Origin of the sequence: Bradyrhizobium cosmicum, from assembly GCF_032290525.1 — a bacterium.
GTDB lineage: Bacteria > Pseudomonadota > Alphaproteobacteria > Rhizobiales > Xanthobacteraceae > Bradyrhizobium > Bradyrhizobium cosmicum_A.
Map to the genome: position 1 here is coordinate 76,686 of NZ_JASXTA010000012.1, position 26,684 is coordinate 103,369.

Annotated in this window: 24 protein-coding genes and 1 tRNA gene; 11 read left to right on the forward strand and 14 right to left on the reverse strand. The window is 64.9% G+C overall.

From position 1 onward, the window contains the following. Positions 1–94: 94 nt before the first annotated feature. Both QSV46_RS21780 and QSV46_RS21785 read right to left on the reverse strand, forming a co-directional pair. On the reverse strand, positions 95–997 hold the full coding sequence (locus tag QSV46_RS21780) for a GNAT family N-acetyltransferase (protein ID WP_314956318.1): 903 nt from the start codon (positions 995–997) through the stop codon (positions 95–97). Between the two features lie 32 nt (positions 998–1,029). Beyond that, a complete protein-coding gene (locus QSV46_RS21785) occupies positions 1,030–2,244 on the reverse strand; it encodes an acyl-CoA dehydrogenase family protein (RefSeq protein ID WP_314956321.1) in 1,215 nt (404 codons plus the stop codon). Between the two features lie 104 nt (positions 2,245–2,348). Here QSV46_RS21785 and QSV46_RS21790 point away from each other — a divergent pair, with 104 nt between their 5' ends. The 3 genes from QSV46_RS21790 to QSV46_RS21800 all read left to right on the forward strand — a co-directional run bounded on the left by QSV46_RS21790 (position 2,349) and on the right by QSV46_RS21800 (position 5,564). Then, a complete protein-coding gene (locus QSV46_RS21790; protein ID WP_314956323.1) occupies positions 2,349–3,914 on the forward strand; it encodes a winged helix-turn-helix domain-containing tetratricopeptide repeat protein in 1,566 nt (521 codons plus the stop codon). 149 nt (positions 3,915–4,063) lie between these two features. Beyond that, positions 4,064–4,693: a DUF1326 domain-containing protein gene (locus tag QSV46_RS21795; RefSeq protein ID WP_314956325.1), complete on the forward strand. Its 630-nt coding sequence runs from the start codon at positions 4,064–4,066 to the stop codon at positions 4,691–4,693. 49 nt (positions 4,694–4,742) lie between these two features. Continuing rightward, positions 4,743–5,564: a DUF2182 domain-containing protein gene (locus tag QSV46_RS21800; protein WP_314956996.1), complete on the forward strand. Its 822-nt coding sequence runs from the start codon at positions 4,743–4,745 to the stop codon at positions 5,562–5,564. Between the two features lie 91 nt (positions 5,565–5,655). Here the strand turns inward: QSV46_RS21800 and QSV46_RS21805 are convergent. Both QSV46_RS21805 and QSV46_RS21810 read right to left on the reverse strand, forming a co-directional pair. After that, positions 5,656–5,740: transfer RNA gene (locus QSV46_RS21805), tRNA-Leu, on the reverse strand. Between the two features lie 160 nt (positions 5,741–5,900). Beyond that, positions 5,901–6,143 (reverse strand): FliM/FliN family flagellar motor switch protein, encoded by a 243-nt coding sequence (locus QSV46_RS21810; RefSeq protein WP_035714832.1) that lies wholly within the window; start codon positions 6,141–6,143, stop codon positions 5,901–5,903. Positions 6,144–6,224: 81 nt separating this feature from the next. On the opposite strand from QSV46_RS21810, the gene lipB reads away from it, so the two are divergent. Together lipB and QSV46_RS21820 are read left to right on the forward strand one after the other, a co-directional pair. Beyond that, a complete protein-coding gene (lipB, locus tag QSV46_RS21815) occupies positions 6,225–6,962 on the forward strand; it encodes a lipoyl(octanoyl) transferase LipB (RefSeq protein ID WP_314956328.1) in 738 nt (245 codons plus the stop codon). A 171-nt stretch (positions 6,963–7,133) separates the two neighbouring features. Further along, complete coding sequence (locus tag QSV46_RS21820; RefSeq protein ID WP_314956330.1) at positions 7,134–7,847, forward strand: DNA helicase; 714 nt, start codon at positions 7,134–7,136, stop codon at positions 7,845–7,847. Between the two features lie 44 nt (positions 7,848–7,891). Here QSV46_RS21820 and QSV46_RS21825 read toward each other — a convergent pair whose 3' ends face one another. Then, positions 7,892–8,314 carry a 4-oxalocrotonate tautomerase family protein gene (locus tag QSV46_RS21825; protein WP_314956333.1) on the reverse strand — a complete coding sequence of 141 codons (423 nt, stop codon included), beginning with the start codon at positions 8,312–8,314 and terminating at the stop codon, positions 7,892–7,894. Positions 8,315–8,427: 113 nt separating this feature from the next. Here QSV46_RS21825 and QSV46_RS21830 point away from each other — a divergent pair, with 113 nt between their 5' ends. Beyond that, positions 8,428–9,279 carry a LysR family transcriptional regulator gene (locus tag QSV46_RS21830; protein ID WP_314956336.1) on the forward strand — a complete coding sequence of 284 codons (852 nt, stop codon included), beginning with the start codon at positions 8,428–8,430 and terminating at the stop codon, positions 9,277–9,279. 13 nt (positions 9,280–9,292) lie between these two features. Here the strand turns inward: QSV46_RS21830 and QSV46_RS21835 are convergent, their stop codons facing one another. From QSV46_RS21835 to QSV46_RS21845, 3 genes are all read right to left on the reverse strand, one after another. Then, positions 9,293–10,699: a TIGR01777 family oxidoreductase gene (locus tag QSV46_RS21835; protein ID WP_314956339.1), complete on the reverse strand. Its 1,407-nt coding sequence runs from the start codon at positions 10,697–10,699 to the stop codon at positions 9,293–9,295. Beyond that, positions 10,696–11,307: a DUF4166 domain-containing protein gene (locus tag QSV46_RS21840; RefSeq protein ID WP_314956998.1), complete on the reverse strand. Its 612-nt coding sequence runs from the start codon at positions 11,305–11,307 to the stop codon at positions 10,696–10,698. The genes QSV46_RS21835 and QSV46_RS21840 overlap by 4 nt, the downstream gene beginning before the upstream one ends. A 67-nt stretch (positions 11,308–11,374) precedes the next feature. Continuing rightward, positions 11,375–11,932 carry a GbsR/MarR family transcriptional regulator gene (locus QSV46_RS21845; protein ID WP_314956342.1) on the reverse strand — a complete coding sequence of 186 codons (558 nt, stop codon included), beginning with the start codon at positions 11,930–11,932 and terminating at the stop codon, positions 11,375–11,377. 152 nt (positions 11,933–12,084) lie between these two features. Here QSV46_RS21845 and QSV46_RS21850 point away from each other — a divergent pair, with 152 nt between their 5' ends. Beyond that, positions 12,085–13,605: a PAS domain-containing sensor histidine kinase gene (locus QSV46_RS21850; protein ID WP_314956344.1), complete on the forward strand. Its 1,521-nt coding sequence runs from the start codon at positions 12,085–12,087 to the stop codon at positions 13,603–13,605. A 75-nt stretch (positions 13,606–13,680) separates the two neighbouring features. On the opposite strand, the gene QSV46_RS21855 is transcribed toward QSV46_RS21850, so the two are convergent. The 4 genes from QSV46_RS21855 to QSV46_RS21870 form a co-directional block, all read right to left on the reverse strand. Continuing rightward, the gene (locus tag QSV46_RS21855) at positions 13,681–13,980 is read right to left on the reverse strand and encodes an acylphosphatase (RefSeq protein ID WP_314956346.1); all 300 of its coding nucleotides are present in this window, start codon (positions 13,978–13,980) and stop codon (positions 13,681–13,683) included. Further along, a complete protein-coding gene (locus tag QSV46_RS21860; RefSeq protein ID WP_314956349.1) occupies positions 13,977–14,843 on the reverse strand; it encodes an isocitrate lyase/PEP mutase family protein in 867 nt (288 codons plus the stop codon). Before QSV46_RS21860 ends, QSV46_RS21855 begins: the two co-directional genes overlap by 4 nt. A 166-nt stretch (positions 14,844–15,009) precedes the next feature. Next, positions 15,010–17,028: an acetyl/propionyl/methylcrotonyl-CoA carboxylase subunit alpha gene (locus QSV46_RS21865; RefSeq protein WP_314956351.1), complete on the reverse strand. Its 2,019-nt coding sequence runs from the start codon at positions 17,026–17,028 to the stop codon at positions 15,010–15,012. Positions 17,029–17,201: 173 nt separating this feature from the next. Then, positions 17,202–18,320, reverse strand: coding sequence for a putative zinc-binding peptidase (locus tag QSV46_RS21870; RefSeq protein WP_314956353.1), 1,119 nt, complete (start codon positions 18,318–18,320; stop codon positions 17,202–17,204). Positions 18,321–18,533: 213 nt separating this feature from the next. On the opposite strand from QSV46_RS21870, the gene QSV46_RS21875 reads away from it, so the two are divergent. Next, a complete protein-coding gene (locus QSV46_RS21875) occupies positions 18,534–21,011 on the forward strand; it encodes a PAS domain S-box protein (RefSeq protein WP_314956356.1) in 2,478 nt (825 codons plus the stop codon). Positions 21,012–21,095: 84 nt separating this feature from the next. After that, on the forward strand, positions 21,096–22,355 hold the full coding sequence (locus QSV46_RS21880; RefSeq protein ID WP_314956360.1) for an arsenic transporter: 1,260 nt from the start codon (positions 21,096–21,098) through the stop codon (positions 22,353–22,355). 9 nt (positions 22,356–22,364) lie between these two features. Here the strand turns inward: QSV46_RS21880 and QSV46_RS21885 are convergent, their stop codons facing one another. Next, positions 22,365–23,729 (reverse strand): MFS transporter, encoded by a 1,365-nt coding sequence (locus QSV46_RS21885; protein ID WP_314956363.1) that lies wholly within the window; start codon positions 23,727–23,729, stop codon positions 22,365–22,367. A gap of 25 nt (positions 23,730–23,754) precedes the next feature. Then, the gene (locus QSV46_RS21890; RefSeq protein ID WP_314956366.1) at positions 23,755–24,522 is read right to left on the reverse strand and encodes a GntR family transcriptional regulator; all 768 of its coding nucleotides are present in this window, start codon (positions 24,520–24,522) and stop codon (positions 23,755–23,757) included. A gap of 174 nt (positions 24,523–24,696) precedes the next feature. Between QSV46_RS21890 and QSV46_RS21895 the strand changes: the two genes are divergently transcribed. Both QSV46_RS21895 and QSV46_RS21900 read left to right on the forward strand, forming a co-directional pair. Continuing rightward, positions 24,697–25,896 carry a mandelate racemase/muconate lactonizing enzyme family protein gene (locus QSV46_RS21895; RefSeq protein WP_314956369.1) on the forward strand — a complete coding sequence of 400 codons (1,200 nt, stop codon included), beginning with the start codon at positions 24,697–24,699 and terminating at the stop codon, positions 25,894–25,896. A gap of 12 nt (positions 25,897–25,908) precedes the next feature. Continuing rightward, positions 25,909–26,676: an SDR family oxidoreductase gene (locus QSV46_RS21900; protein WP_314956372.1), complete on the forward strand. Its 768-nt coding sequence runs from the start codon at positions 25,909–25,911 to the stop codon at positions 26,674–26,676. Positions 26,677–26,684 lie beyond the last annotated feature (8 nt).

Consider the following 26,684-nt stretch of genomic DNA (forward strand, 5'->3'; position numbering starts at 1 on the left):
AGCAACGGAGCTGGGCACCGAGATGTGCGGCCAGATTGACCGGGATCCGATCGCGAACGGTTCGAAGCACCTGCGCGCGTCCTCTCTTTCTCGATCACATGAAGCCAGGATTGCGCGGCAGATACTGGGCCCAGTTACCGAATTCTCGCGACGACATCAGCAACATGGGGAACTTGATCCGCATTCCATGCTCCATCGCAATGTCGAGAGCCGTCTTGCCCGCGCCGGGCAGGAATGCGGACACCTGCGCCGAGCCGCTCTCCGCCGCCAGTTGCAGCGCCGTTCTCAGGGCGGGAGCAACGGCTTCGGGCTCCATGACCGCGAGCGGACCTATATGCCCGCCGGCGTCCACGTAGGCGTAGCCGGCCCAATCGGTTCCGTCGTAGAGATTGAACCCTCTCGCTCCGCCACCATTGATCAGATAGCGGTGATGTTTTTCGCGCGACACGCCAAGGACCCGCTCGTCCGCCTGCGCGAGGCGGCGCAGGGTCAAAGCATCTGCCTTGAGCGGCGTGACCTCGTATCGCGAGCCCTGCAAATTCCCGATCAACTGCTCTCGCGATGCGCTGACACTGTAGATCGGACATCGCGGCAACAGTCCGTGACGGATGTAGAGCCCTTGCGAGACCGTGTTGAAGCTGAAGGTGATGAGTACTCTGTTGGAGGCACCCGATTTCGCGGCGTGCTCGAACGTCCGCGTGATCAGTTCGTTGCCGATGCCCCGGCCCTGGTGATCGGGCGACACGAACAGCTGCGCCAGAAACCACATGTCGCCGCAGACCCAGCTCCAGGCGAAGCCGAGGATCCGCTCGTCCTCCTCCGCCACCCAAAGACCGTCGGCATCATCCTTCAAGGAAAACAACTGAAAAGCGGGAGGCGAGCGGGCGGCCATGGGCCCGAAGCCATGCCGCTCCGTGAGATCGTTGATGCTGGAGACGACAAGACTGTCGGCAAATTCCAGGTCCCGCGCACGTGCCGGTCGACAGGCCACAGACATTGGGCAACTCCTTTGGATGCCGTTGCGTGACTTCAAAACCTCGCCGTTCCGGGATCGAGCCCGAGAGCCAGCCGGCCGGCGAGGATGTAGTTGTCCGGGCTCATCGCGATGTGCTTCGCCACAGCACGCACATCGCGGGCTGCGCGCTCCAACGCGCAGGTTTCGAAGATGGCGGCGGCGCCCGCGCTGGCGGCCAGCATGTCGGTGACGGACATCGCGGTCTCCGCCGCATGTGCGTTGGCGAGCCGAATGTCCGCTCGTGCCTCCACCAGCCGCTGGCCGCCGGCGTCGGTCGCGGCCGTCAATTCCGTCATGCTTTGGATCAGCAAGGCGCGGGCGGCGCGAAGCGTTGCTCTCGCCCGCCCGACCGTCGCCTGAACGGTCTCGCGATCGCGAAGCATGGCGTCGGTTCCGAGGCGGCGCTTCCGGCAGGCGAGGTCCGCGAATGAGTCGATGGCGCCGGCCGCGATACCGAGCGGCACCCCGCAGATGCTCCACGCGAACACTGATAACGGCGGCATGCGATAGAGCTGCCCGGGCTGGGTCGGTTGCAGTTTGAGAAACGGATGGATGTGAGCGGCAGGTACGAAGACATCGCGTGCCTCGAAATCGCAACTGCCGGTGCCGCGCAGTCCGGACACATGCCAATTGTCGAGGATGGTCACGTCTGCCCGGCCGAGATAGCAGCACAGAAGGGGCGACTCCGGATCCCCGGGCCTGACGCTGGCCAGCACCATGAAGCGCGTGGCGTGATGCGCGCCGCTGCCGAACGGCCAGCGCCCGGAAACGCAGTAGCCGCCTGCGACGGCGGTCGCCGTGCCGACCGCACCGGTCGAGCTGACGACGAAGGCGCGGGGGTCGGCGAACCACCCACTTGCAGCGGCCTCATCGAGATAGCCGCCGATCCGGCTCATGCCGCCGCCGTTGCCGACCAGCCAGCCGACGGAGCCGTCGAGCGCCGAGGCGGCTTCGACGACGCGCATGAACGCGAGGGGCGACAGCTCCGGCCCGCCGAGCGCATGGGGCAGCCACAGGCGAAACAGGCCTGCGTCGGCGAGCGCTGCGAAAACCGCGTCGGGCAAGCGCCGTCCGCTGTCGAACTCGTCGCGCTGCGCGGCGACCAGCGGCGCAAGCGCCTGGACCGCCCCGAGCAGGCCGCAAATCCGTTCCGGGGCGCCGGCAATCGGGTCCGGACCGGGACGGGCCACCAGTTCATCCGCCTCGACCGAATGGCTGGAATCGCGCATCGGGCACTCCTCGACATTTTCAATGCCGCAGCAGCATGGTCGCGCGTTTTCCGCAGGTCCTGAATCGGTTCCGAAAAAGTTGCAAAAAATGTAATGTCCAAGCCATGGCGACGATCCACGAGTTCGGCCCCTACCGCCTCGACGGCGAGTCCGAGACGCTGTTTCGGGACTCCGAGCCGGTCGCGATCGGCCGGCGCGCGGTGAGGCTGCTTCGGCTGCTGGTCGAGCAGGCCGGAGCACCGGTATCCAAGGACGCGTTGATGCAGGCGGCGTGGCCGGGGCTGGCGATCGAGGAAAGCAACCTGACGGTGCAGATCGCCGCCTTGCGACGGATATTTGCCGACGTTGACGGCGGCACGACCTGGATCGAGACGCTGCCACGCCGCGGCTACCGCTATGTCGGGCCACCGGTCACCGCCGAATCCAGGGCCGGCCTGCCCGCGTCGCCGGCAGCTGTGGTGTCCGAGAGGCCCTCGCTCGCGGTGCTTCCGTTTTCGAATCTGGGCGGCGATCCCGGGCAGGATTATTTTTCCGACGGCATCACGGGAGACATCATCGCCGAATTGTCGCGGTTCAGGTCGCTGTTCGTCGTCGCCCGCCATTCCAGCTTCGCCTACAAGGACAGGACACCCGAGATCAAGCAAGTTGGCCGCGAGCTCGGCGTCAGATACGTCGCCGAAGGGAGCGTGCGCAAGATCGGCAGCCGGGTGCGGGTGAGCGTCCAGCTTCTCGATGCCGCGAGCGGTTACAGCCTCTGGACCGAGCGCTATGACCGCGACCTCGAAGACATCTTCACCCTGCAGGACGAGATCGTCCGGGCGATCGTCGCGGCCCTTCCCGGCCGGCTGGAGGACGCCGGCCGCGAGATCGCCAGGCGCAAGCGGACCTCCAGCATTACGGCCTATGATTTGGTCCTGCTGGGAAACGAGCGATGGCGTCAATTGACCGTGAAAGCCATGGCGCAGGCCAGGGAGCACTTTCGAAGCGCCGTCGCGCTCGACCCGCAATATGCCGGCGCCCACGCCAACATCGCCTGGACCATCGTCTGCGATGTGTTTCTCGAATCGCCCGCCACCGCAACTCTCGACGAGGCGCTTGGCGAGATCGAGACCGCACTCGATATCGATGACGGCGACGCCTGGTCTCATGGCGTGTTTGCGCAGCTGCTGTTCCTGCGACACGAAGATGCCAAGGCCGAAATCCATTTCAGCCGCGCGCTCGCGCTCAATCCAAACGATGCCGATGTCGCCGCCGTCTACGCCAACATCCTGGTCTACTGGGGACGGTGGCGCGAGGCGCTCATTTGGATCGGGACCGCTAAACGGCTCAATCCGTTTCCGCCCAACCTGTACCATTGGTATCACGCGCTTGCGCTCTATTCGGGGCGCGACTACGAGCTGGCGGTCAAAGCCTTGATGGAGGCGCGATCGCTCGATCGGTGGTCGCACGGCCTCCTGGCGGCCTGCCATGCGCAGATGGGACGGCTCGGCGAGGCGCAATCCGAGGCAGACGCATTCGTCAGCGAACGGCGTCGTGAACTGAAAGCGAATGGCGAAGCCATGCCCGCGAAGACCCTCAACCTCGCTCGGGCTCGAGCCGAAAGGTATCGCGATCCCGCCGATCGCGAACACTTCCTCGACGGATTGCGCAAGGCGGGTCTCAGCAGTTGACGGAACGCAGCCGTTCTCCCTCAGCTCGCTTTCCTCGACGTATTTCGACAGTGGAATCGGCTTGCGGCGCTTCCCCGCCAAGCGTACCTTTCAACCCTACGTAGCTCGTTCGAAAGCACCTATCGGGTTCGGCCAGGCGGGAGACAGCAATGGCGGATGTCCCATGGCACCTTTCCGGTGATTACTTCGAGAATTGCAGTTGCAGCATCGTGTGTCCCTGCCTGGTGTCGGCGGCGCCCCCATTGACCGCGCGACCGACCGAGGGCTTCTGCAACGTGCCGCTGATCTTCCACATCGAGAGCGGCCGCTATGGCGATATCGCGCTCGATGGAATGAATGTGCTCGTCATCCTCCACGCACCTGGCGTCATGGCAGACGGAGATTGGTCGGTGGCCGCCTATATCGATCAGCGCGCCAACGATGAGCAGACCGAGGCTCTGGCTGCCATCTTCACCGGCGGTGCCGGCGGTCCGATGGCCGCGTTCGCGCCGCTGATCAGCAAGAACCTGGGGGTGCGCAAGGTCCCGATCACGTTCCGGATCGACGGCAAGACGCGGTCCGCGGAAATCCCCGGCATCCTGCACATGTCGGTCGATCCCTTACCAACCATGCATCCGAGCGGCGAAATGTGGGCGAACATCGGCCATCCGGTCAGTCCCGACGCCATGGTGATGGCCGTCGGCGGCTCCGGCAATACCTTCAGCGATCATGGCATGCGCTGGGACAATTCCGGCAGGAACGGCCTCTATGCGCCGATCCGCTGGTCGAATCAGGCGTGATGTAATCCCGATACCGGCCTTGCGTCAGGGCCGGCAATGTCGATCGCAAATGACAGACAGTCCCCTGGAAACCGTGCTGCGGCGCGATCGCTGGATCGTCGGCGGCGCGATCGGCCTCATGGTCGCGCTGGCATGGAGCTATCTGCTCTGGCTCGCCAACGACATGGACATGGGCGGCATGGACATGAGCGAGTTCCGCATGATCCCTGCCGGGATCGGAATCATGTTGCCGGCCAACGAGCCATGGCGAGCGATCGAGTTCGCGTATGTGTTCCTGATGTGGGCGGTGATGATGGTCGGAATGATGGCCCCCTCGGCAGCGCCCATGATCCTCATGTACGCTCGGGTGGGTCGACAGGGGAAAGCGCAGGGCAAGCCGTTTGCCGCGACCGGCTGGTTTGCCGCCGGTTACCTCCTCGCCTGGTGCGGCTTTTCGCTGGCAGCCACCTTTCTGCAGTGGGCAATCGAGCGGGCAGCGCTATTGGATTCCCGGATGGCGGTCGCGAGCAATCTGCTCGGCGCCATCATGCTGATCGCAGCGGGTGTCTATCAATGGACACCCCTCAAGGACGTCTGTCTCGCCCAATGCCAGTCGCCGTTTCTGTTCCTGATGCGCCACGGCGGCTTTCGCGGAGACCTGCGAGGCTGTTTGCTGCTGGGCTTTCGACACGGAGGCTATTGTGTCGGCTGCTGCTGGGTCTTGATGGTGCTGTTGTTCGTGGGCGGAGTGATGAACGTGCTCTGGATTGCGCTTTTGGCGCTGCTTGTCCTTTTGGAGAAACTCACGCCGGTCGGACGCTGGATCGCGCGCGCTGCCGGCATTGCATGTGTGGCCGCGGGCGCCTGGCTGCTCACATCCTGGCCGCAGTGACGAGCCACCTGCTTACGGTTCGTTTCACCGTGGGCAACAAAGCGGGAGCAGCAATCGCGGAAAAATATTTCGCGTCAGTAACTTACGCGTTTGGTGCGCTCGGAGGGACTCGAACCCCCACGATTTTACTCACTGCCACCTCAAGGCAGCGCGTCTACCAATTCCGCCACGAGCGCTTTGGGGATGCCGGCTTAGGGCTTGAGGCCTGCCGGATCAACGGCGCCGATCTAACAAATCCGTCAGGGGGGTACAAGCCTGCAAAGGCCCAGAATTCCACAAGCTTGGCAAGAAAGTTCCGCCCCGCCCCGGATCGGGCTTTACCGCGTGCCCGGGCCGCTACCGCGTGCCGGCCGTGCGCGGCAGCATCTGCTTGACCTCGACCGCGATCCGGTTGCGATCGACCAGCACGACGCCGGAGGCGACGGGGAGATTGTTGGCCAAAACCTTGACCTCGTCGGCCTCGGTTGCGTCCAGCTCGATGATGGCGCCGCGGGAAAGACGTAATACTTGATGGATTGGCATGGTGGTCGTCCCGAGGACGACCATGAGATCCACGGTGACTTTGTCGAGTGTAGGCACTTCAGCACCACCGCAACTTGAGACTTAGGCCAAGGGACTTGGCATTTGCACCCCAGATGATCACCACGTTATGGTTAGCCAATGGTTAATTCGCCTCAAAACCCCCGCCAAGAGCTCGATCTGACCTCGTTTTCCGCCGCCGGCGGCGCGCCGGTGGAATGGCGACTCTCGGACGCTCTGGTGCCCTATCCGGACGCCGTGGCCACCATGGAGGCCCGAGTCGCTCAGATCGCAGCGGGCGAAGCGCCGGAGCTGGTCTGGCTGCTCGAACACCCCCCGCTCTACACCTCCGGCACCTCGGGCAAGGAATCCGACCTGCTCGACGCGCGATTCCCGACCTTCGCCACCGGGCGCGGCGGCCAGCTCACCTATCACGGCCCCGGCCAGCGGGTGGCCTATGTCATGCTCGACCTCAAGCGCCGACGGCCGGACGTGCGGGCCTATGTCGCGAGCCTCGAGGAATTGATCCTGCGCACGCTCGCCGCTTTCAACGTCCGCGGCGAGCGGCGCGAGGACCGGGTCGGGGTCTGGGTGAAGCGACCCGACAAGGGGTCCGAGCACGAGGACAAGATCGCCGCGATCGGGGTGCGGCTGAAGCGCTGGGTCTCGTTCCACGGCATCGCCATCAATGTCGAGCCGGAGCTGTCGCATTTCGCCGGCATCGTGCCCTGCGGCGTCGCCGATCCCCGCTATGGCGTGACGTCGCTGGTCGATCTCGGCCAGCTCGTCACGATCGCCGATGTGGACATCGCGCTCCGGCAGGCGTTTGAACAATTGTTCGGGCCGACCCGCGTGCTGGTGCCGGAGGCGGCGGTCTAGGCCTGTTCTCCGCAAGCGCGAATCGGCTACGCTTGCTTCCGGTGCCGCCCACGCCTCCCCCCTCCGCCGGGAAAGCAGACTTCATGCCGGGCGAATGATCTTCGGACCGACTGTTCGAGCGCCAGGCATAAGGAGGGATTGCGCTTTCAGCTCGCAATGGGAGGTTAGACGATGAGACTCTCTGCGCCGATCTATCACCTGAAGCGAAAAGCAAAGCGCCTGTCGCGCGAGGCCGGCATTCCACTGCACGACGCGCTCGACCGCATCGCCACGACGGAAGGGTTTTCCGCCTGGAGCATGCTCGCGGCGAAAACCGCGGCGATGACGCCGGCCAATCGGCTGTTTCCACAATTCCGGCCGGGCGACCTGGTGCTGGTCGGCGCTCGCCCCGGTCAGGGCAAGACGCTGATGAGCCTCGAACTCGCGGTCGAAGCCATGCGGTCTGGCCATCGCGCTGCGTTCTTCTCGCTCGAATACAACGAGAAGGACGTCCTGGATCGCCTCCGCGCGATCGGCGTGGACCCCGCACAGTTTGACAAGCTGTTCGAGGTTGATTGCTCCGATGCCATCAGCGCCGATTACGTCGTCAAGCAGATGGCCCCGGCGCCGCATGGTACGCTGGTCGTGATCGACTATCTGCAACTGCTCGACCAGCGGCGGGAAAACCCTGACCTCACCGTTCAGGTGCGTGCGCTGAAATCCTTCGCGCGCGACAAGGGACTGATCGTCGTCTTCATCTCGCAGATCGACCGCTCCTATGATCCCTCGATCAAGCCCTGCCCTGATATCAGCGACGTCAGGCTGCCGAACCCGCTGGATCTGACACTGTTCGACAAGACGTGCTTCCTGAACAAGTCCGAAGTTCAGTTCCGCGCGGCGAGCTGACGTTCAGGCCGCGGGTGAGATTTTTCACCCGCGGCCTACTGTTTTCACGCCGCCTTCAGCGACACGTCGAGCTTGCCGGCGATGTAACGCCGCTCCTGCGTCAGCCCGCCGAAACCGTAGGCGTCGCCCTTGACCTCGTCGACGTGCAGGTACGTCTCGGGATGCAGCGGGCCCAGGATCTCGGCCATGCGCTTGAACATCGCGGCGAGATACGCCGCCTTCTCGTCCTTGGTGTTGGTGCCTTCGCTGACGTGGATGTCGATCCAGTAGCTGGCAAGCTTCTGCTCCGCGAGCGATTGGCCGCCGGCAAACCAGTCGCTGGCATCGACCGATTTCACGATGATGGCGGTCACCTTGGGATCCTTGTGCAGGATGCTTGCGGTCAGCTCGGACACGGCGCTCGCGATGTCGGCCTTGAGCGACGGCGACTGCCGGGATGTGGTGTAGGACACGGTGATCAAGGGCATGGTGGTTCTCCTCAAGATGCTGCGCGGTGCTCGCGCGGCGTTGGTAAGAAGCTAGACCTCCGGTCGTCATTTTGGTATCTTATCTCTGTTGATACCAGTGATAAGTATTCATAATGACAGCTACCCTCGACATCGCCACCATCAAGGCCTTTCTGCTGGTCGCCGACCTCCAGAGCTTTACACGTGCTGCCGAAGCGCTCGGCACGACGCAGGCGGCGGTCAGTCTTAAGCTTCAGCGGCTGGAAACCCTGCTGGCAAAACGCCTCGTCGAGCGCTCGCCGCGCGCGGTCCGGCTTACCGCCGAGGGCGCCGCGTTCCTCGATCGCGCCAGCGCGCTGATGCAGGCGCATGACCGCGCGCTCTCGGACGAGACATCGACTGCGCAGTCGCTCTCGCTCGGCATCTCCGACCATGCCGCGGGCCCCGAACTGGTGCCGCTGCTCGAACGCCTGCACGCGATGTCGGCCAATCTCACCCTCGCCGTCACCATCGGCTTTTCGCGCGAGATGCAGGAAGCCTACGATTCTGGTGAGCTGGACGCCGTGATCGTTCGTCAGGAAGGCAGCCGCCGCGGCGGCGAGAAGCTGGCCGAGGACGAGTTTTGCTGGTTCGCCGCAAGACGCTTCAGCCTGCCGAAGGGCGAGCCGCTGCCGCTCGCAACCCTCGCCCCGCCCTGCGGCGTCCGCGCCGTCGCCGTGCGCGCGCTCGACAAGGCCGGCATCGCCTGGCGCGAGCGCTTTGTCGGTGGTGGTGTCACTGCGGTGGTCGCTGCCGCACTCGCCGGGCTTGCGATTGCGCCGCTGGCGCGGCGGATCGCGCCACCGGGCCTCGTCGACATCGGGCCTGCGCACAAGCTGCCGAAACTCGGCAGCTCCAAAGTGATGCTGCATTCGAAGGTCAGCGATCCCGCAAAGCTTGCGGCGCTGCGCGCGGTCGCGGCGACGTTTCGGAGCGTGGCAGCTTGAGCGCCGCACGTACTCACAGGATCGCCTCGAACGCGCTGCGCAGCGTCTCGTGCCGGAACACAAAACCGCGGCTCAGCGCCTTGTTCGGCAGCACGCGCTGGCCGCCGATCCGGCGCAGCAGGCCGCCGGGAATGCGGAACACCGCGGGCCGATGCAGGCGGCGGCCGAGCTCTTCGGTGAATTTTGCGTTGGTCACCGGAATCGGTGCCGTGGCGTTGACGGGGCCGGCAAGATCGGGCGTTGCCATCACATAGGCGATCAGCCGGATGAGATCGTCGCGCTCGATCCAGGACATCCATTGCCGCCCGGTGCCGAGCGGACCACCGAGGCCGAACTCGAACGGCGTCAGCATGCGCGTGATGAAACCACCTTCGGTGCCGAGGACCAGCCCGATGCGCAAATAGACCACGCGCACGCCGAGTTCCTCCGCCGGCCGCGCCGCGCTCTCCCAGCCTGCGCAGAGCTCGTGGCTGAAGCAGGCGTGCGACTTCGCCGATTCCGTCAGCACCTGGTCCGCCCACAGGCCGTACCAGCCGATCGCGGAGCCGCTGACGAGCACCTCGGGCTTGCGGTCGAGCCGGGCGATTAGTTTGACGACATCGCCGGTCATATCGACGCGCGAGCCAATGATCTTCGCGCGCTTGGCTTCGGTCCACAGGCCGTTGCCGATCGGCTCACCCGCGAGATTGACGATGGCATCGATCGGCGTGTCCGAAGCGAGCTGATCGAAGCTGGTGATCAGCGTCACCGGCGACGGCAGCATCTCGGCCTTGGCGGGGTTGCGGATCAGCGCGATGACGTGATGCCCTGCTCCGCTGAGGCTTGCTGCGAGTCGACTGCCGATGAAGCCGGTCGCGCCTGATATCAGGACGGTCTTGCGGCCGGGGAGCTTTTCGACGAGCCCGAGCGCGGGAACGCTTCGCATGCGGCCGAGCCGCCGCATCGCGGCGAAATCCCTGACGCCGCAGAGCGCCGCGCCGATCGCGCAAGCGGTGGCGGCAATGCTGGGAAAGCCCTGGTACACGATTGTCACGCCGAACGGCTGCATCGCCCAATCGATCAGCATCGGCAGCAGCAGCACCAGGATGGCGCCATAGTTGATCGCGAGCAGCGTGTGATTGATGCGCTCGCTCGGCGGCAGTTTTCGGCTCAGATCCTCCTCGACGAAATCCATCAGCGTAATCACGACCTCGGCGACCAGTACCGCGACGACCAGCAGCGCCAGCACGCCATAGACCTCGAGCCAGCCGAGCAGCAGGAACAGCAGCGCATAGAGCATGTTGCGGATGCCGTGCAGCTTCAATTCGAAACGCTGCGACACCCGCCAGGCCAAGCGCTCGGTGAATTCGTGGTGATAGAAGGTGTCGAACAAGCCCATCACGATCTGAATGGCGATGAGTATCCACAACAGCGGCGTCATGATACTTCCTCCCTGAAGACGGCGGACTGGTGGATCAGCGCGCCGTAACGCGGATGAACGAGATCGAGGGTGAAGCGGAAGGCGCCCTCGCCGAGATCCGAATGCGTCACCGTGAGATCGCCCGGCGTGAGCCATTGCGGCAGCGGGATCCACAAGCTGCCGAGCTGGAGGCCGTAACCGGCGCTGCGGAAGGTCAGCGCCTGTCCCTCGACCGCGATGCGTAGCGCCATCGAGACGCCGAATCCGACATACTCCTCCAACCCGGTCGGGCCGGCAAAACGCTTGGCGGAACGGATCACCTGCGGAAAGCCGCGCTTGCGCGCGCAGATGCGGGTCCAGGTCTGGCCGCCGGTCGCGCCGTCCTCGGTGACCGTGACGATCATGGAAACGCCGGTGTCGCGTCCGGTCGGCAGTGGCCCGCCGATCAGGCGCGCGGCTTGTGCGAATAACCAGCCGATGTCGCTGAAGCCGACCTCGTCGACCACGCCGACATAGACGATGCTGTCGCCGTCGGCGACTCGCTTTGAAAAGCGCCGCCAGGTCGCGAGCGGCAGACGCCCCCAATCCTCATCCGACAACAGCGCGCGGAAGCGGCGGTCGTCGAGCAGCCTTGTGTGAGTGGAGTGAGATGCGGTGAAGCCTGATAATCGAGCGACGTCATCGCACCCCGCAAGTTTATTTGGCCTTGCCCAGCGGCAGCAGGTTGGCGATCTTCTCGCCAAGCCGCATCAAGGCGACCAACCGCGGCCGCGGCACCTTCAGCATCTGCATGAACCAGTGGTCGGCGAGCTCGGTGAAGGCGAGCATCTCCTTCAGTCGTTTGCTCGCGACGGGACTGATGGTCGGATCGTCGGCCGCATCGGACACGCAGGCCCGAAGCGCCGTGATCGCCGGATCGAGCTCTCGCTCCTTGCGCCGCGCCGCGATCCTGGCCGCGACCTCCCAGATGTCGGTCTCGGCCTCGTAATGATCACGGCGGTCGCCGAGGATCGGCACCCGCCGGATCAAATTCCAGGCGAGCAATTCCTTGAGCGAGTTGGAAACATTGGAGCGCGCCATGCCGAGCGTCTCGGCGATGTCCTCGGCCGTCATCGGCGCCTCGGCGAGATAGAGCAGCCCGTGGATCTGACTGACCGAGCGGTTGACGCCCCACCCGTCCCCCATGTCGCCCCAATGCAGGATGAAGCGCTCGACGGCGGCGGGGAGTTTCTTTTTATCGGTTGTTTCTGTCATAACAGAAATATCTGACGAGACCGATGAATTGTCAAGAGAATCCGATCGCGCTTGCGTCCTGCATACCGTCCGGCGTAATTGCCTAAAAACGTCCCAGCGGGCGGGAACCAAACCAACCCCGCAGCGTTTGCCCCTTTCAGGCGGGGTCAGGAATGGCAAAAAACTCCAATCAGCAGAGAGACTTGTTCGAAAGCGAGCGCAGTTTCCGGCTGTTGGTGGAGGGGGTCGCGGACTACGCCCTCTACATGCTCGATCCCACCGGGATCATCACGAGCTGGAATATCGGCGGTGAGCGGATCAAGGGCTACTCGCCCGCGGAGATTCTCGGCCAGCATTTTTCCCGCTTCTATACCGAGACCGACCGTGCCAACGGCAAGCCCGCGCGGGCCCTCGGCATCGCCCGGGACCAGGGCCGCTACGAGGAGGAAGGCTGGCGCGTTCGCAAAGACGGCACCTTCTTCTGGGCCAGCGTCATCATCGATCCGATCTACGAGAACGGCGCCCTGGTCGGCTTCGCCAAGATCACGCGTGACATCACCGAGCGGCGCAATGCGCAGCTCAAGCTCGAAACGATGCAGCGGCAGCTTGCCGAGTCGCAGAAATTCGATGCGCTTGGCCAGCTCACCGGCGGCATCGCTCACGACTTCAACAACCTCCTGATGATCATCAGCGGCAGCCTTCACATCCTGAAGAAGGGCGATGTCGACGAGGCCAAGCTTCAGCGCGCGGTATCCGCGATCGAGACCGCAACCAAGCGCGGCGCGGCACTGACCGGCCAGCTCCTGACGTTCGCGCGGCGGCAAAGCGTCAATCCCCAGGCGATTCGCTTCGGCGACCGCATCGAGGCGATCCGCGAAGTGCTCCACGCCGGCGTCGGCAGCGCCGTCCGTCTCGCCTTCGAGATCGACCGCGATATCTGGCCGGTCAAGGCTGACGTCTCCGAGTTCGAGACGGGGCTGCTCAATCTCGTCATCAATGCCCGCGATGCAATGCCCGACGGCGGCACCGTCACCATCGGCGCACGCAACGTCGTCCTGGACGAACCGCTCCACAGCGGCGAGTTCGTGGCCGTCACCGTCGCCGATACCGGCCTTGGCATTCCTTCCGACGTGGTCGACAAGATCTTCGAGCCGTTCTTCACGACGAAGCCCGTTGGCAAGGGCACCGGCCTCGGCCTGTCGCAGGTGCACGGCTTTGCGCATCAGGCGGGCGGCACGGTCAAGGTCACGAGCGAGCTCGGCAAGGGCACGACTTTCACCATCCTGCTGCCACGCGAAACTGCCACCGCACCGACCGAGATGGCTGAAGCGATGCCGGTTCTCGGCAACGGCACCGTGCTGCTGGTCGAGGACAATCCCGAGGTCGCGATCGTCAGTATCGGCCTGCTGGAGCAGCTCGGCTATCGCGTGCACCGGGTTGCCGACGCCGAATCCGCATTGCGCGAGCTCGAGAACAACGGCGTCGACTTCGTCTTTACCGACATCGTGATGCCCGGCAAGATGGACGGGCTCAGCCTTGCCCATCACCTTCGCCAGATCCACCCGGGCCTGCCGATCCTTCTTGCCACCGGTTACAGCGAAGCCGCCGCCGGCGCCCGTGGCGATTTCCCGATCCTGCGCAAGCCGTATGAGATCCACGAGCTGAGCGAGGCGATTTCGAAGCTGCCAAGGTGATTGTTCTTCATCTCGCTCCGCACGTGGAGAGAGCGCACCGCCGCTACGGCGATAGCGCGACCTCATCGCATCAGGTCACATCGTCGGCAACACCGAAAACGCTTCCCCTGCCCTGCGCAGGTTGAGCTCGTCCACACTGGCCGTCTCGCTGGTGACGCTGTCCACGCGCGAGGACGGCGGGCCGTGGCGGCACAGCGCGACCATGTCGGCGACATGCTTCGGCGTTCCCGCGAACAGCGCTTCCACGCTGCCGTCGCGGCGGTTGCGAACCCAGCCTTCGAGGCCGCAGGCAACCGCCTGGGACTCGACCCAGGCGCGATAGCCGACGCCTTGCACGCGCCCGCGGATCATGACCTGAAGGATCGCCCGGCTCATTTTTTCAGTCCGAGGAGATCGGCGCCGCGCGCCTTGGCGTCGGCCTCGCGCATGACGCGGCCGGTCAAGTCCGACGATGGGAGTCCCTTGAGATTCTTCGGCGCCACGCCCTCGCGCAACGCCTTCTGCGTCTCGTAGACAGCCTGCATGGCCACCGCGATCGGCGCGTGGCCCTGAAGCCCGATGCGCACGCGCTGGCCGGCGAGATAATCGGCTCCGTTCAATTCGTCCGGCGCGCCGCCGAGCACGATCGGCAGATGGGTGGCGGCGACAATCGCCTCGAGTTCCGCGCGCGACTTGATGCCGGTGAAGAACAGCGCATCGACGCCGGTCGCCTCATAGGCCCTGGCGCGGCGGATCGCGTCCTCGATCGAGGTGATCGAGGCAGCTCCGGTGCGGCCCATGATGACGAGGGAGGAGTCGCCGCGGCCGTCGAGCGCCGCCTTCATCTTGCCGACGCCCTCCTCCAGCGAGATCAGCTGCGTCTTCGCCTCGCCAAAGGCAGCCGGCAGCAGCGTGTCCTCGATGGTGAGGCCGGCGGCACCCGCCGTCTCCAACTCCTGCACCGTGCGGCGCACGTTCAGCGCATTGCCATAGCCGTGATCGGCATCGACCAGCACCGGCAGCGCCGCTGCGCGCGACATCCGCCGCATCTGTTCGGCAAGCTCGGTGAGCGTGATCAGCGTGACATCGGGGTCACCGAGCACGGCGAGCGAGGCGACCGAGCCACCGAACATGCCGAGCGGAAATCCAAGGTCCTCGGCGATGCGGATCGAGATGGCGTCGTAGACCGAGCCGGGATGGACGCAACTCCCACCCGACAGGATTGATCGCAGTTTCTCGCGGCGGGAACGAAAGGCCATGGTGCTGTCTCGGTTGGGTCACGGAGGCTGCAACATACTCCGTCATTGCGAGCGAAGCGAAGCAATCCAGGAATGCATCTGCGGAGACAGACTGGATTGCTTCGTCGCCAAGGGCTCCTCGCAATGACGCCGCTTGTGGACAGACCGCCTGTCCCACTCACAATCTTTACGCAAACTCCAAGATCAGCGCGTCCACCGCGAGCGTCGCGCCGGCGCTGGCGTGGACCTTCTTCACGGTGCCGTCCTGCTCGGCGCGCAGCACGTTCTGCATCTTCATGGCTTCGACCACCGCGAGCGTCTCACCCGCCTTGACCTCCTGCCCCTCGGTCACCGCGATCGAGACGACAAGCCCGGGCATCGGACAGAGCAGCTTCTTGCCGGTGTCGGAAGCCGTCGTCACCGGCATCAGCCGCGCCGAGGCCGCTTCCGCTTCGGTCCAGACATAGACCGGCACCTCGACACCCTGATGCGCGAGGCGGATGCCATTCGGAATCGGGCGCGCCTGCACCGCGACCACATGTCCGTCGATGGTGCCCTGCCAGACCGGATCGCCCGGCTTCCACGGCGACTGCAACAGATGCGCATTGCCGGCCTTGCCTTCGGCGTCGACGAAGCGGATTGCGATCGCGTCACCTTCTTCGCGGCCGACCTCGAGCAAAATCTCCTGGCGCTCGAGCCAGACCGCGCGGCGGCGCTCGCGCTGTACGATGCGGCCGCCCATCTGGCCCGAGATCTGCCGCTTGCGCTCGCCAAGGACGTGATCGATGGCGGCGCCGACCGCGGCGATCCGCCGTGCGACCTCGCCTTCGGGCATGCGCACCGCAAAACCCTTGGGGAATTCCTCGGCGATGAAGCCGGTCGAGAGCCGGCCCTCGCGCCAGCGCGGATGATGCATCAGCGCCGAGAGGAATGGGATGTTATGACGGATACCCTCGACATAGAACGAATCCAGCGCAGTCGCCTGCGCCTCGATCGCAGCGGCGCGCGAGGGCGCGTGCGTGACCAGCTTGGCGAGCATCGGATCGTAATGGATCGAGATCTCGCCGCCCTCCTGCACGCCGGTGTCGTTACGCACGGTGATGCCGTCCTGGCTGGCTTCGGTCGGCGGGCGGTACTTCACGAGACGTCCGATCGAGGGCAGAAAGTTGCGGAACGGGTCTTCGGCATAGAGCCGCGATTCCACCGCCCAGCCGGTCAGCGTGACGTCCTTCTGGCTGATCGCGAGCTTCTCGCCGGCGGCGACGCGCAGCATCTGCTCGACGAGATCGACGCCGGTGACGAGCTCGGTGACGGGATGCTCGACCTGGAGGCGCGTGTTCATCTCGAGGAAGTAGAAGCTCTTGTCCTGGCCTGCGACGAACTCGACGGTGCCGGCGGAATCGTAGTTCACGGCCTTGGCCAGCGCGACCGCCTGCTCGCCCATCTTGCGGCGGGTGGCTTCATCGAGCAGCGGCGACGGCGCCTCCTCGATGACCTTCTGGTTGCGGCGCTGGATCGAGCATTCGCGCTCGCCGAGGTAGATCACGTTGCCGTGCTTGTCGCCCAGCACCTGGATCTCGATGTGGCGGGGATCGACGATGAACTTTTCGACGAAGACGCGGTCGTCGCCGAACGAAGCCTTGGCTTCGGCCTTGGCGAGGTTGAAACCTTCGGCGACCTCGGCGGTCGAATGCGCGATGCGCATGCCCTTGCCGCCGCCGCCGGCGGAGGCCTTGATCATCACGGGATAGCCGATCTCGTCGGCGATCTTGACCGCGTGCTTGGCGTCCTCGATGACGCCGAGATAGCCCGGCACGGTCGAGACCTTGGCCTTCGCGGCCGCCTTCTTGGACTCGATCTTGTCGCCCATCGCGGCGATCGCGCCCGGGTTCGGACCGATGAAGACGATGCCGGCGGCCTCCAGCGCGCGCGGAAACGCCTCGCGTTCGGACAGGAAGCCATAGCCGGGATGCACGGCCTCGGCCCCCGTTTTGCGGCAGGCCTCGACGATCTTCTCGATCACCAGATAGCTCTCGGCCGCGGCGGGCGGGCCGATCAGCACGGCCTCGTCGGCCATCTCGACATGGAGGGCATCGCGGTCGGCCTCGGAATAGACCGCAACCGTCAGAATTCCCATCCGGCGAGCGGTCTTGATGACCCGGCAGGCGATTTCGCCGCGATTGGCGATCAGAATGCGTTTGAACATGCTTTTCTTGAGTCTCGACCTTGGGCGGGACCCTTCCCCGGCCGTGGGGGCCGATAAGGACGGGCCGTGTGGCTCCCGTGGTACATCAAAATCGGCCGGAGGCAACGGTCTAAATCCGGGCCCTCTGGCGTACCAGCGCAAGACCGAAACCGGCCCCGAGCCCCTGCGACGCCCTACTGCTTGCTGGCCTTGGACACGGACTTGGACTCGGCCTTGGACTCGGCCTTGGCCACGTCCCGGACGAGGCCGTGAATGAAGCCCAGTTTGGCGACGACGGCGGGCGACAGGATGAACGGATAGAGATCGCGCAGTCCCATGGCGCGGTTGACGCTGTTCATGGCGAACGTGAACGGCAGCCATGCGTTGACCAGCGCCTCGACGTCCCTGGCCTCATAGGGGCTGAAACGGATGCGCGTCGTCAGCTCCCCGTCGCGGTCGACCTTGGGGCGCACCTCCATGCCGAACTCGGCGGCCATCTCAAGGGTGTCGACGATGTGGAGATAGTGCGCCCAGGTCTCGGCGAAGTCCTCCCAGGGATGCGTGGTCGCGTAGGCCGAGACGTAGTTCTGCTGCCAGTCCGGCGGCGCGCCTTCGGCATAATGGCGCTGCAGGGCCTGACCGTAATCGGCGGAATCGTCGCCAAATACCGCGCGACATTCCTCCAGCTTGCCACCATCGCGCACCAGCGCGTCCCAGAAGTAGTGGCCGACCTCGTGGCGGAAATGCCCGAGCAGCGTGCGGTAGGGCTCTCCCATCTCGAGCCTGCGCCGCTCGCGTTCGATCTCGTCCGTCTCGGTCAGCGCGATCGTGATCAGGCCGTTGTCGTGGCCAGTCATGATCTTCTGCCCGCTGTTCGGATCGTCGGCGAGGAAATTGAAGATCAGCCCGCGCTCGGGATTGTCCTGCCGGGTCTGGAGCGGCAGCTTCCAGCGGATCAGGGAATAGAACAGCCGGTGTTTCGCCACCTCGAGCTCGCGCCACCCGGCGAGTTGCGCGGGATCGGACAGATCGGGCACGATGCCGTTGTGGCGGCAGGCGCGGCAATAGCCGGTGATATCGCCCGCATCCCTCAGCCAGTTGCAGGCGTCATGCTCGGCATTGCGACAGAGCATGCGGCCCTTTTTCTTGTCGGCGAGCGTCGTCCAAGCCCCGCCTTGACCCTCGCCGTCGGGCTCGAGCGCCGACATCGTCTCCCTCTCCGGCAGGAAGGCGACCCGGTGGCCGCAGCGTTCGCAGGCGCGGTTCTCGAAATAGAGAACGTTGCCGCAGTCCTGGCAGACAAAGAGCTTCAAGCTTTAGCCTCTTCGGAAACGAGATTTTGTGAATAGGAGTTGTGGCGCCTCGCAGATACGCGCGCACAGGGCCCATCGTTCCAATGTTGGGAACAAATAGCCAGCCCCTGCATTCGTTCATACCCGCCACTGCGACCGGCGGCGCCTTTCCGTCCCTATTCCCCTTTGAGCAATGGCTATCACGCTTTGTCTGTGTGAATATCCGCCCGGCACGTGCGCTCTCGCATCTCACCGGTCGACACCTTGAACGATCCTTTGCCAGAGACCATCGCCGCCGAGCGGCTGCGCCAGCACCTCGAGCAGATCGCGCGCGAGCGCGACAACGCTTATCGCGCGCTCCAGGAGCGCGAGGCCGAGCTGGCGCGCATCCAGCGCATCGGCAAGGTCGGCGGCCTCGAGGTCGACTTTCGCGAGGGCTTCAAGAACCGCCGCTCGCCGGAATACCTGCTGCTCCACGGCTTGCCGGCCGAAGCCGCCGACGAGTCGCACGAGGACTGGGTCGGCCGCATCCATCCCGAGGACCGGGACGCGACCATCGCGCATTTCTCCGAGGCGCTGGCCGGCACCAGCGAAGACTACACCGCCGAATACCGCATCATCCGCCCCTGCGACGGCGAGATCCGCTGGATCCGCGTCGTCGCCAAGATCGAGCGCGACGGCAACGGCCGCGCCATCCGGCTCGTCGGCGCTCATATCGACGTCACCGACCAGATGCTGGTGCGCGAGACCCTGCGCGAGAGCGAGGAGCGGTTTCGGCTGATCGCCAACAGCGCGCCGGTGCCGATCTGGGTCACGAAGCTCGACCGCACGCGATCCTTCGCCAACCAGGCCTATGTCGACTTCGTCGGCCTGCCCTACGACCAGGCCATCGCCTTCGACTGGCGCAAGGTGCTGCATCCGGACGACCTGCCGCATGTGCTCCAGCAATCGGTCCAGGGCGAAGCGTCGTTGAAACCGTTCGTGCTGGAGGCGCGCTACAAGAACGCTTCCGGTGAATGGCGCTGGCTGCGCTCGGAATCGCAGCCGCGCTGGGACGCGACCGGCAAGCATATCGGCTTCATCGGCGTCGCCCACGACATCACCGCCGCCAAGCAGGCCGAGATCGAGCTGCGGCAGCTCAACGAAACGCTGGAAGAACGCATCGTCGAGCGCACCGCAGAGCTGGAATCCAACGAGGCGCGGCTGCGCGCGATCCTGGAGACCAGCAACCAGTACCAGGGCCTGGTTAACCTCGAGGGCGAACTGCTTTACGCCAACACCACCGCGCTCAACGGCATCAAGGCGCGCTCCGCGGACGTCATCGGCAAGCCGTTGTGGGAGACGCCGTGGTTCACCGGCACCCATGGCATGAGCGCAACCGTGCGCGAGGCCTTCGACACCGTGCTCCGGGGCGAAGCGGTGCGGATGGAGATGCGGCTACGGCTTCCCATCGGCGAGCGCGATTTCGAGTTCGGCATGCGCCCGGTGCTGGACCGTCACGGCAACATCACCGGCGCGGTGCCCGAGGCCGTCGACATCACCGAGCGCCGCCGCGGCGAGGAAGCGCTGCGGCAGTCGCAGAAGATGGAGGCGATCGGCCAGCTCACCGGCGGCGTCGCGCACGACTTCAACAACCTCCTGACGATCATCCGTTCGGCCACCGACTTCCTGCGCCGCCGCGAGCTGCCGGAGGAGCGCCGCCGCCGCTACGTCGACGCCATCTCCGACACCGTGGAGCGCGCCTCCAAGCTGACTGCGCAACTTTTGGCATTTGCGCGCCGGCAGCCGTTGAAGCCGCAGATCTTCAACGTCGGCAGCCAGGTCGATGGCGTCGCCCAACTGATCCGGCCGCTGGTCGGCGGCCGCATCGAGATCGTCGTCGAGATCGACGCTGCCGATTGCTTTACCGTGGCCGACATCGCGCAGTTCGAGACCGCACTGATCAATCTCGCCATCAACGCCCGCGACGCCATGGACGGCGAAGGCCACCTCACCATCGCCGTGCGCAAGGCTGCGGGCATTCCGAGCCTGCGCGCGCAGTCGGCGCGTGGCGGCGACTATGTCGCGATCTCGGTCGCGGATACCGGCAGCGGTATCGCCCCGGAGAACATCGACGCCATCTTCGAGCCGTTCTTCACCACCAAGGAAGTCGGCAAGGGCACCGGCCTCGGCCTCAGCCAGGCCTTCGGCTTTGCAAAGCAGTCCGAGGGCGACATCGCCGTGACGAGCACGCAAGGCGAAGGCGCGACCTTCACCATCTACCTGCCGCAGGCGCAGAGCCCTGCCGCGGAAAAGGAAGCCGCAGCGCTGACCAGCGAGGGCGCGACCACCGGACGCGGTTACCGGGTACTCGTGGTCGAGGACAATGACGATGTCGGCCAGTTCTCGACCGAGCTGCTGGAAGATCTCGGCTATGTCATCCGCCGCGTCTCCAACGCCAGTGCGGCGCTCGCCATTCTCGGCGAGAACGAATTCTCCGTCGACCTCGTCTTCTCCGATGTCATCATGCCCGGCATGAATGGCGTCGAACTCGCCGGCGTCATCCGCGAGCGCTATCCGGGCCTGCCCGTCGTGCTCACCTCCGGCTACAGCAACGTCCTCGCTGAAAACGCGCATCGCGGGTTCGAGCTGATCCAGAAGCCGTATTCAGTGGAGTCGCTCTCGCGCATCCTGCGCAAGGCGATCGCCGAGAAGCTGTCGGTGGCGCGGTGATGTCCTCCGCTGTTTTCGGTGCTGCTGATGAGCTTGCCGACACAACGTCCGATACGATAGTCAGGCGCGATCGGGAGATTGAACGTGCCGACCGTACCGTCCGACGCCATCTGGGCCTGGAGCATCATCGTCGCCGCGACAGCAGGCGTCATCATCCGGCCGCTTCGCCTGCCCGAGGCGATCTGGGCCGTGGTCGGCGCCGCGGCCCTGGTGCTGCTCGGCTTGCTGCCGTGGCAGGATGCGCTCACCGGCGTCGAAAAGGGTGTCGACGTCTATCTCTTTCTGATCGGCATGATGCTGATCGCCGAGCTCGCGCGGCTCGAAGGCCTGTTTGATTACCTGGCCGCATTCGCCGTTGAACATGCACGCGGCTCGCCGCAGCGGCTGTTCCTGCTGATCTATCTCGTCGGCACGATCGTCACGGTGCTCCTGTCGAACGACGCCACCGCGATCGTGCTGACGCCGGCCGTCTACGCCGCGACCCGCGCGGCCGGCGCCAAGCCGCTGCCTTATCTGTTCGTCTGCGCCTTCATCGCCAATGCCGCGAGCTTCGTGCTGCCGATCTCCAATCCGGCCAACCTCGTGGTGTTCGGCAAGCACATGCCGCATCTCGGGGCGTGGCTGCGCCAATTCGCCCTGCCCTCGCTTGCTTCGATCAGTGTCACCTATGTCGCACTGCGTCTTGTGCTGCATCGCGAGCTCAAGGATGAAACGATCGAAATGCGGGTCCTTCGCCCGAAGCTCGGCCGCGGCGGCCGATTGACCGCCTACGGCATCGGAGCCATCGGCATCGTGCTGATCTGGGCCTCCGCACTCGATCTGCAACTGGGTCTGCCGACTTTCCTCTGCGGGAGCGCGACGGCGACCGCCGTGCTGCTCATCAACCGCCAGTCGCCTCTCCCCGTGCTGAAGGGGGTTTCCTGGAGCGTGCTGCCGCTGGTCGGCGGCCTCTTCGTGATGGTCGAGGCGCTGGTGAAGACAGGCGTGATCGCGCAGCTCAGCGCGTTGCTGCATGAGGCCGTCGCACAATCGGTGCCCGAGGCCGCCTGGCGCGTCGGCATCGCGACCGCGATCGCCGACAACATCGCCAACAATCTGCCCGTCGGTCTCGTCGCCGGTTCGGTCGCAGCCAGCGATCACCTGCCCGCGCCCGTCATCAGCGCTATCCTGATCGGCGTCGATCTCGGGCCCAATCTGTCGGTCACAGGATCGCTCGCCACCATCCTGTGGCTGGTCGCGCTGCGGCGGGAGAAGATCGAGGTGGGCGCTTGGCGGTTCCTCAAGCTCGGCCTGCTGGTGACGCCGCCCGCTCTGATCGCGGCCTTGGCGGCCGCGATCAGATAATCTGCGAGATCAGTCGTTCTCGTAGCCGTAGACTTCCGGCAGGATGAAGATCGCGGCGAGCAATCCGATCAGCGGGAAGACCGCGACCATCAGCGTGGCATTCGCCTGCCCGATCGCGGCGAACACCGTCGGGAACAGGAAGATCGCCAGGAACGACGGCAGCTTCACGAACATGTAGGCGAAGCCACTGGCGGTGCCGCGGTACTTCGGCCTGGCGACCATGGTCGGGATCGTCATGCAGTTCGACGCGTCCCAATAGTGGCCCCACAACATCGCGGCGGCCGCGAACGGCAGCAGGATCTTGTTGTCGGTGTAGAGCGCGAAGGCCGCCACCAGCAGCGAGGCCAGCACGATGCCGAAACCGGCGATCGAGATGCCGCGGTGGCCGATCTTCGGCGTCAGCAGCGGACCGACCCAGCCGGACAGCGCGGCGAACGAGAACAGCGCCATCGTCACCAGATTGATGCCGAGCACGCTCGACACGCCGACCATGACAAAGAGCACCGGCAGATAGAATGCGAAGGTCGAGAACTCGCTGGCTTGCGCGAAGCAGGCGATCCAGCCGTAGACCGTGGCACGCCAGCGGATCGGGTCCTTCTTGAGGTCGGCGAGGAAGGCGCGGGTCGAAACTTTGGGCATCTCGACGTCATGGTCCGGCAGCATGGCGAGATCGTCGTTGAACATCTCGCGTGCGACCTGCTTGGCTTCGCGGTAACGCCCCTTCTGCACCAGCCAGACCGCCGTCTCCGGCACGTCGTGCCGCATGATCAGGATGATCAGGGCCGGCAGCGCGCCGAGGCCGAGCGTCACGCGCCACAGCGTCTCGTGGTTCATATCGATCAGGAGGAAGATCACGATCACGCCGATCGTGAGGACTTCGCCGACCGCGAACATGAACTGCCAGCGGTTGCCCATGACCTCGCGCTCACCCTTGGCCATGGATTCCATGATGTAGGTGTAACCGGTCGAGATGTCCGAACCGAGCGGGATGCCGAGCAGGAAGCGGATCACGACGAGCCAGCCGACGCTCGGCACGAAGGCTTGCGCCAGCGCGAGCACGATGAACAGCACCATCGTCACCAGGAACATGACGCGGCGGCCGATCTTGTCGGAGAGCCAGCCGCCGAGCAGCGCACCGATCAGCGCGCCGCCCTGCGTGCCCGCCGCGGCCAGGCCGAGCATCAGCGGATCGGGGTTGAACTGCTCCTTGATGAAGATCAGCACGAAGGCGATCGAATAGAGGTCCCAGGCCTCGACCAGGATCGAGGCCATCATCAGCCAGCCGACCTTATTACCCTTAGGACTGTAGTTCGTGATGAGGTAGCGGACTGCGGCTTCGCTCGCGGTCGGTTGTGGCATCGCCATCGTTGACATCGTTGGTCCCTTCTTCAAAACCCTTTTACGCGCCGAGGAGCGGCTCGATGCTGCAATCGAGCAGGCGCGGATCTATCCCCGCTTCCATGCCGTTGAACATCTCGCCCATGTAGTCGATCAGCGCATCGCTCGCCTTCACCGCGTCCTCGACACGGCGGCCGGCCACCGCAGCGAGGATGGCGAGATGACGATCGATCGTGCCTGACAGATCGGCCTGCCCCGGCATGAAGCGATGGTGGATGTAGCCGATGCGGCGATACAGCGTGTGCAGCGGCCGCAGCGTGTGCACCAGGAACGGCTCGCCGGCGGCTTCCAGCACCAGCGCGTCGATGCGCCGATCGATGCTGTTGAATTCATCGAGCGTCAGGCTGGCGCGGCGTTCGCGCAGGAGCCGCTCGATGTGGAGCGCCTGATTGCGATGCGAGAGGCTGGCGCGGTCGGCCGCAAGCCGGACGACGAAGCGCTCCATGTCGCGGCGCAAAGCCAGCAGCATGCGCTCGCGCGCCAGATCGATCGGCGCGATGTGCAGGCCGTGACGCGGACGGATGATGATCAACGTGTCGGCGGAGAGACGATTGACGGCGTGATGCACCGGTGTGCGCCCGAAGCCGGTGATGTGCTGCAATTCCAGCATCGTCATGAATTGTCCGGGCTTGAGCTCGCAGTGAACGAGGAGCTCTTCGATCTTCTGATAGGCCAGCTCGAAGAAGTTGAGCCGGTTGCGCCGGGAGGGCTTGCCCTCGCCGTCGTCGTCGTTTCTCACCACCTCGAGCGCGCGCTTGCGTCGTACCATGTTGTCCTCCCTGTCAGCCTGCGCTCTCGTTGCCGGGTGGCGCCATTTGTGCGAGCCTTAAAACATGTTGTGATATATTACAAGCAGGCGTAAGACTCCCGAGCGTCCCGCAACATGTTGCGGTGCGAAATGAGACGACGGGTGCGAGGCACCCGTGATGGGAGGAGAGTTGCCGTGAAGATCACGTCGATCGAGACGCTGCGTACCGAGGAATTTTCCAACGTCATCTGGGTGCGCGTTCACACCGATACGGGCATGATCGGTCTCGGCGAAACCTTCTACGGCGCGGGCGCGGTCGAAGCGCAGATCCACGACACCTTTGCCGGCCGCCTGCTCGGCCGCAATCCCCTGCACATCGAAGCGATCCATCGAGACATGCTGAACCTGCCGATGGCGCAGTCCTCCACCGGCGTCGAATATCGCGCGGCGTCCGCGATCGACATCGCGCTGTGGGACCTGTTCGGCAAGGTCTGCAATCAGCCGGTGCACCAGATGCTCGGCGGACTCTGCCGCGACAAGCAGCGCATCTACAACACCTGCGCCGGCACCCAATATGTCCGCTCCACCAATATCAGCCCGGTCGCGAACTGGAATCTCGGGGCCTCCAAAGGGCCTTACGAAGACCTCGACGGCTTCATGCACCACGCCGACGCGCTGGCCGAAAGCCTGCTGGAGAGCGGCATCTCCGCGATGAAGATCTGGCCGTTCGATCCGGCAGCCCAGGAGAACAAGGGCCTCTACATCACCGCCGCGCAGATGAAGCGGGCGATCGAGCCGTTCGAGAAGATCCGCAAAGCCGTCGGCGACAGGATGGAGATCATGGTCGAGCTCCACTCGCTGTGGAATCTGCCGACGGCCAAGCAGATCGCGCGTGCGCTCGAACCGTACAAGCCGACCTGGTACGAAGACCCGATCCGCATGAACTCGCCGCAGGCGCTGGCCGAATATGCGCGTTCGACCGACGTCTGGGTCTGTGCCAGCGAGACGCTGGGCTCGCGCTTCCCCTACAAGGACATGCTCGACCGCGACGCCATGCATGTGGTGATGGCGGATCTGTGCTGGACCGGCGGCCTCACCGAAGGCCGCAAGATCGCGGCGATGGCCGAGACCTATCACCGGCCCTTTGCGCCGCATGACTGCATTGGCCCGATCGGCTTCATTGCCGCCATCCACATGTCATTCAGCCAGCCCAACACGCTGATCCAGGAATCGGTGCGTGCCTTCTACAAGGGCTGGTACAATGAGCTCGTCACCACGATGCCGACGATCAAGGACGGTTTTGTCTATCCGATGGAGGGCCCCGGCCTCGGGGTCGACCTTCTGCCCGCCGTATTCGAGCGCTCCGATCTGACCGTGCGCCGTTCCAACGTCTGAGGATTCTTCGAGATGAGCACCGCCCTGTTCGACCTGTCCGGCCGCACCGCCCTTGTGACCGGCTCCTCCCGCGGCCTCGGCCGCGCCATTGCCGAAGGCATGGCCAAGGCCGGCGCGAAGCTGATCATCAACGGCGTTGACCCGAAGCGCGTCGAGCAGGCCGTCGCGGAATTTCGCGCCGCCGGACATCAAGCCGAGGGCGCCGCCTTCAACGTCACCGACGAGCCCGCGATCGTCGCGGCATTCAATGACTTCGACAAAAAGGGCATTGAGGTCGACATTCTCGTTAACAATGCCGGCATCCAGCACCGCAAGCCGCTGGTCGAGTTCACCACCGACGAGTGGCGCAAGGTGATTGAGACCGACCTCACCAGCGCCTTCGTGATCGGCCGCGAGGCCGGCAAGCGCATGATCCCGCGCAAGCACGGCAAGATCATCAATATCGGCTCGCTCGGCAGCGAACTGGCTCGGCCGACGATCGCGCCCTACACCGCCGCCAAGGGCGGCATAAAGAATTTGACCCGCTCGATGGCGGTGGAGTGGGCCCAGCACGGCATCCAGGCCAACGCGATCGGCCCCGGCTACATGCTCACCGACATGAACGAGGCGCTGGTCAACAACGCCGACTTCAACAACTGGCTGATGGGTCGCATTCCCTCCAAGCGATGGGGCAGGCCGGACGAGCTGGTCGGCGCGGCGATCTTCCTCGCCTCCGACGCCTCCACTTACGTCAACGGCCAGATCATCTATGTCGATGGCGGCATGATCGCCGCGATGTGATCCGCGAA

Coding starts and splice junctions, on each gene's coding strand:
- QSV46_RS21780 (WP_314956318.1), bottom strand. CDS start 997: ATGTCTGTGGCCTGTCGACCGGCACGTGCGCGGGACCTGGAATTTGCC.
- QSV46_RS21785 (WP_314956321.1), bottom strand. CDS start 2,244: ATGCGCGATTCCAGCCATTCGGTCGAGGCGGATGAACTGGTGGCCCGT.
- QSV46_RS21790 (WP_314956323.1), top strand. CDS start 2,349: ATGGCGACGATCCACGAGTTCGGCCCCTACCGCCTCGACGGCGAGTCC.
- QSV46_RS21795 (WP_314956325.1), top strand. CDS start 4,064: ATGGCGGATGTCCCATGGCACCTTTCCGGTGATTACTTCGAGAATTGC.
- QSV46_RS21800 (WP_314956996.1), top strand. CDS start 4,743: ATGACAGACAGTCCCCTGGAAACCGTGCTGCGGCGCGATCGCTGGATC.
- lipB (WP_314956328.1), top strand. CDS start 6,225: ATGGTTAATTCGCCTCAAAACCCCCGCCAAGAGCTCGATCTGACCTCG.
- QSV46_RS21820 (WP_314956330.1), top strand. CDS start 7,134: ATGAGACTCTCTGCGCCGATCTATCACCTGAAGCGAAAAGCAAAGCGC.
- QSV46_RS21825 (WP_314956333.1), bottom strand. CDS start 8,314: ATGCCCTTGATCACCGTGTCCTACACCACATCCCGGCAGTCGCCGTCG.
- QSV46_RS21830 (WP_314956336.1), top strand. CDS start 8,428: ATGACAGCTACCCTCGACATCGCCACCATCAAGGCCTTTCTGCTGGTC.
- QSV46_RS21835 (WP_314956339.1), bottom strand. CDS start 10,699: ATGACGCCGCTGTTGTGGATACTCATCGCCATTCAGATCGTGATGGGC.
- QSV46_RS21845 (WP_314956342.1), bottom strand. CDS start 11,932: ATGACAGAAACAACCGATAAAAAGAAACTCCCCGCCGCCGTCGAGCGC.
- QSV46_RS21850 (WP_314956344.1), top strand. CDS start 12,085: ATGGCAAAAAACTCCAATCAGCAGAGAGACTTGTTCGAAAGCGAGCGC.
- QSV46_RS21855 (WP_314956346.1), bottom strand. CDS start 13,980: ATGAGCCGGGCGATCCTTCAGGTCATGATCCGCGGGCGCGTGCAAGGC.
- QSV46_RS21860 (WP_314956349.1), bottom strand. CDS start 14,843: ATGGCCTTTCGTTCCCGCCGCGAGAAACTGCGATCAATCCTGTCGGGT.
- QSV46_RS21865 (WP_314956351.1), bottom strand. CDS start 17,028: ATGTTCAAACGCATTCTGATCGCCAATCGCGGCGAAATCGCCTGCCGG.
- QSV46_RS21885 (WP_314956363.1), bottom strand. CDS start 23,729: ATGTCAACGATGGCGATGCCACAACCGACCGCGAGCGAAGCCGCAGTC.
- QSV46_RS21890 (WP_314956366.1), bottom strand. CDS start 24,522: ATGGTACGACGCAAGCGCGCGCTCGAGGTGGTGAGAAACGACGACGAC.
- QSV46_RS21900 (WP_314956372.1), top strand. CDS start 25,909: ATGAGCACCGCCCTGTTCGACCTGTCCGGCCGCACCGCCCTTGTGACC.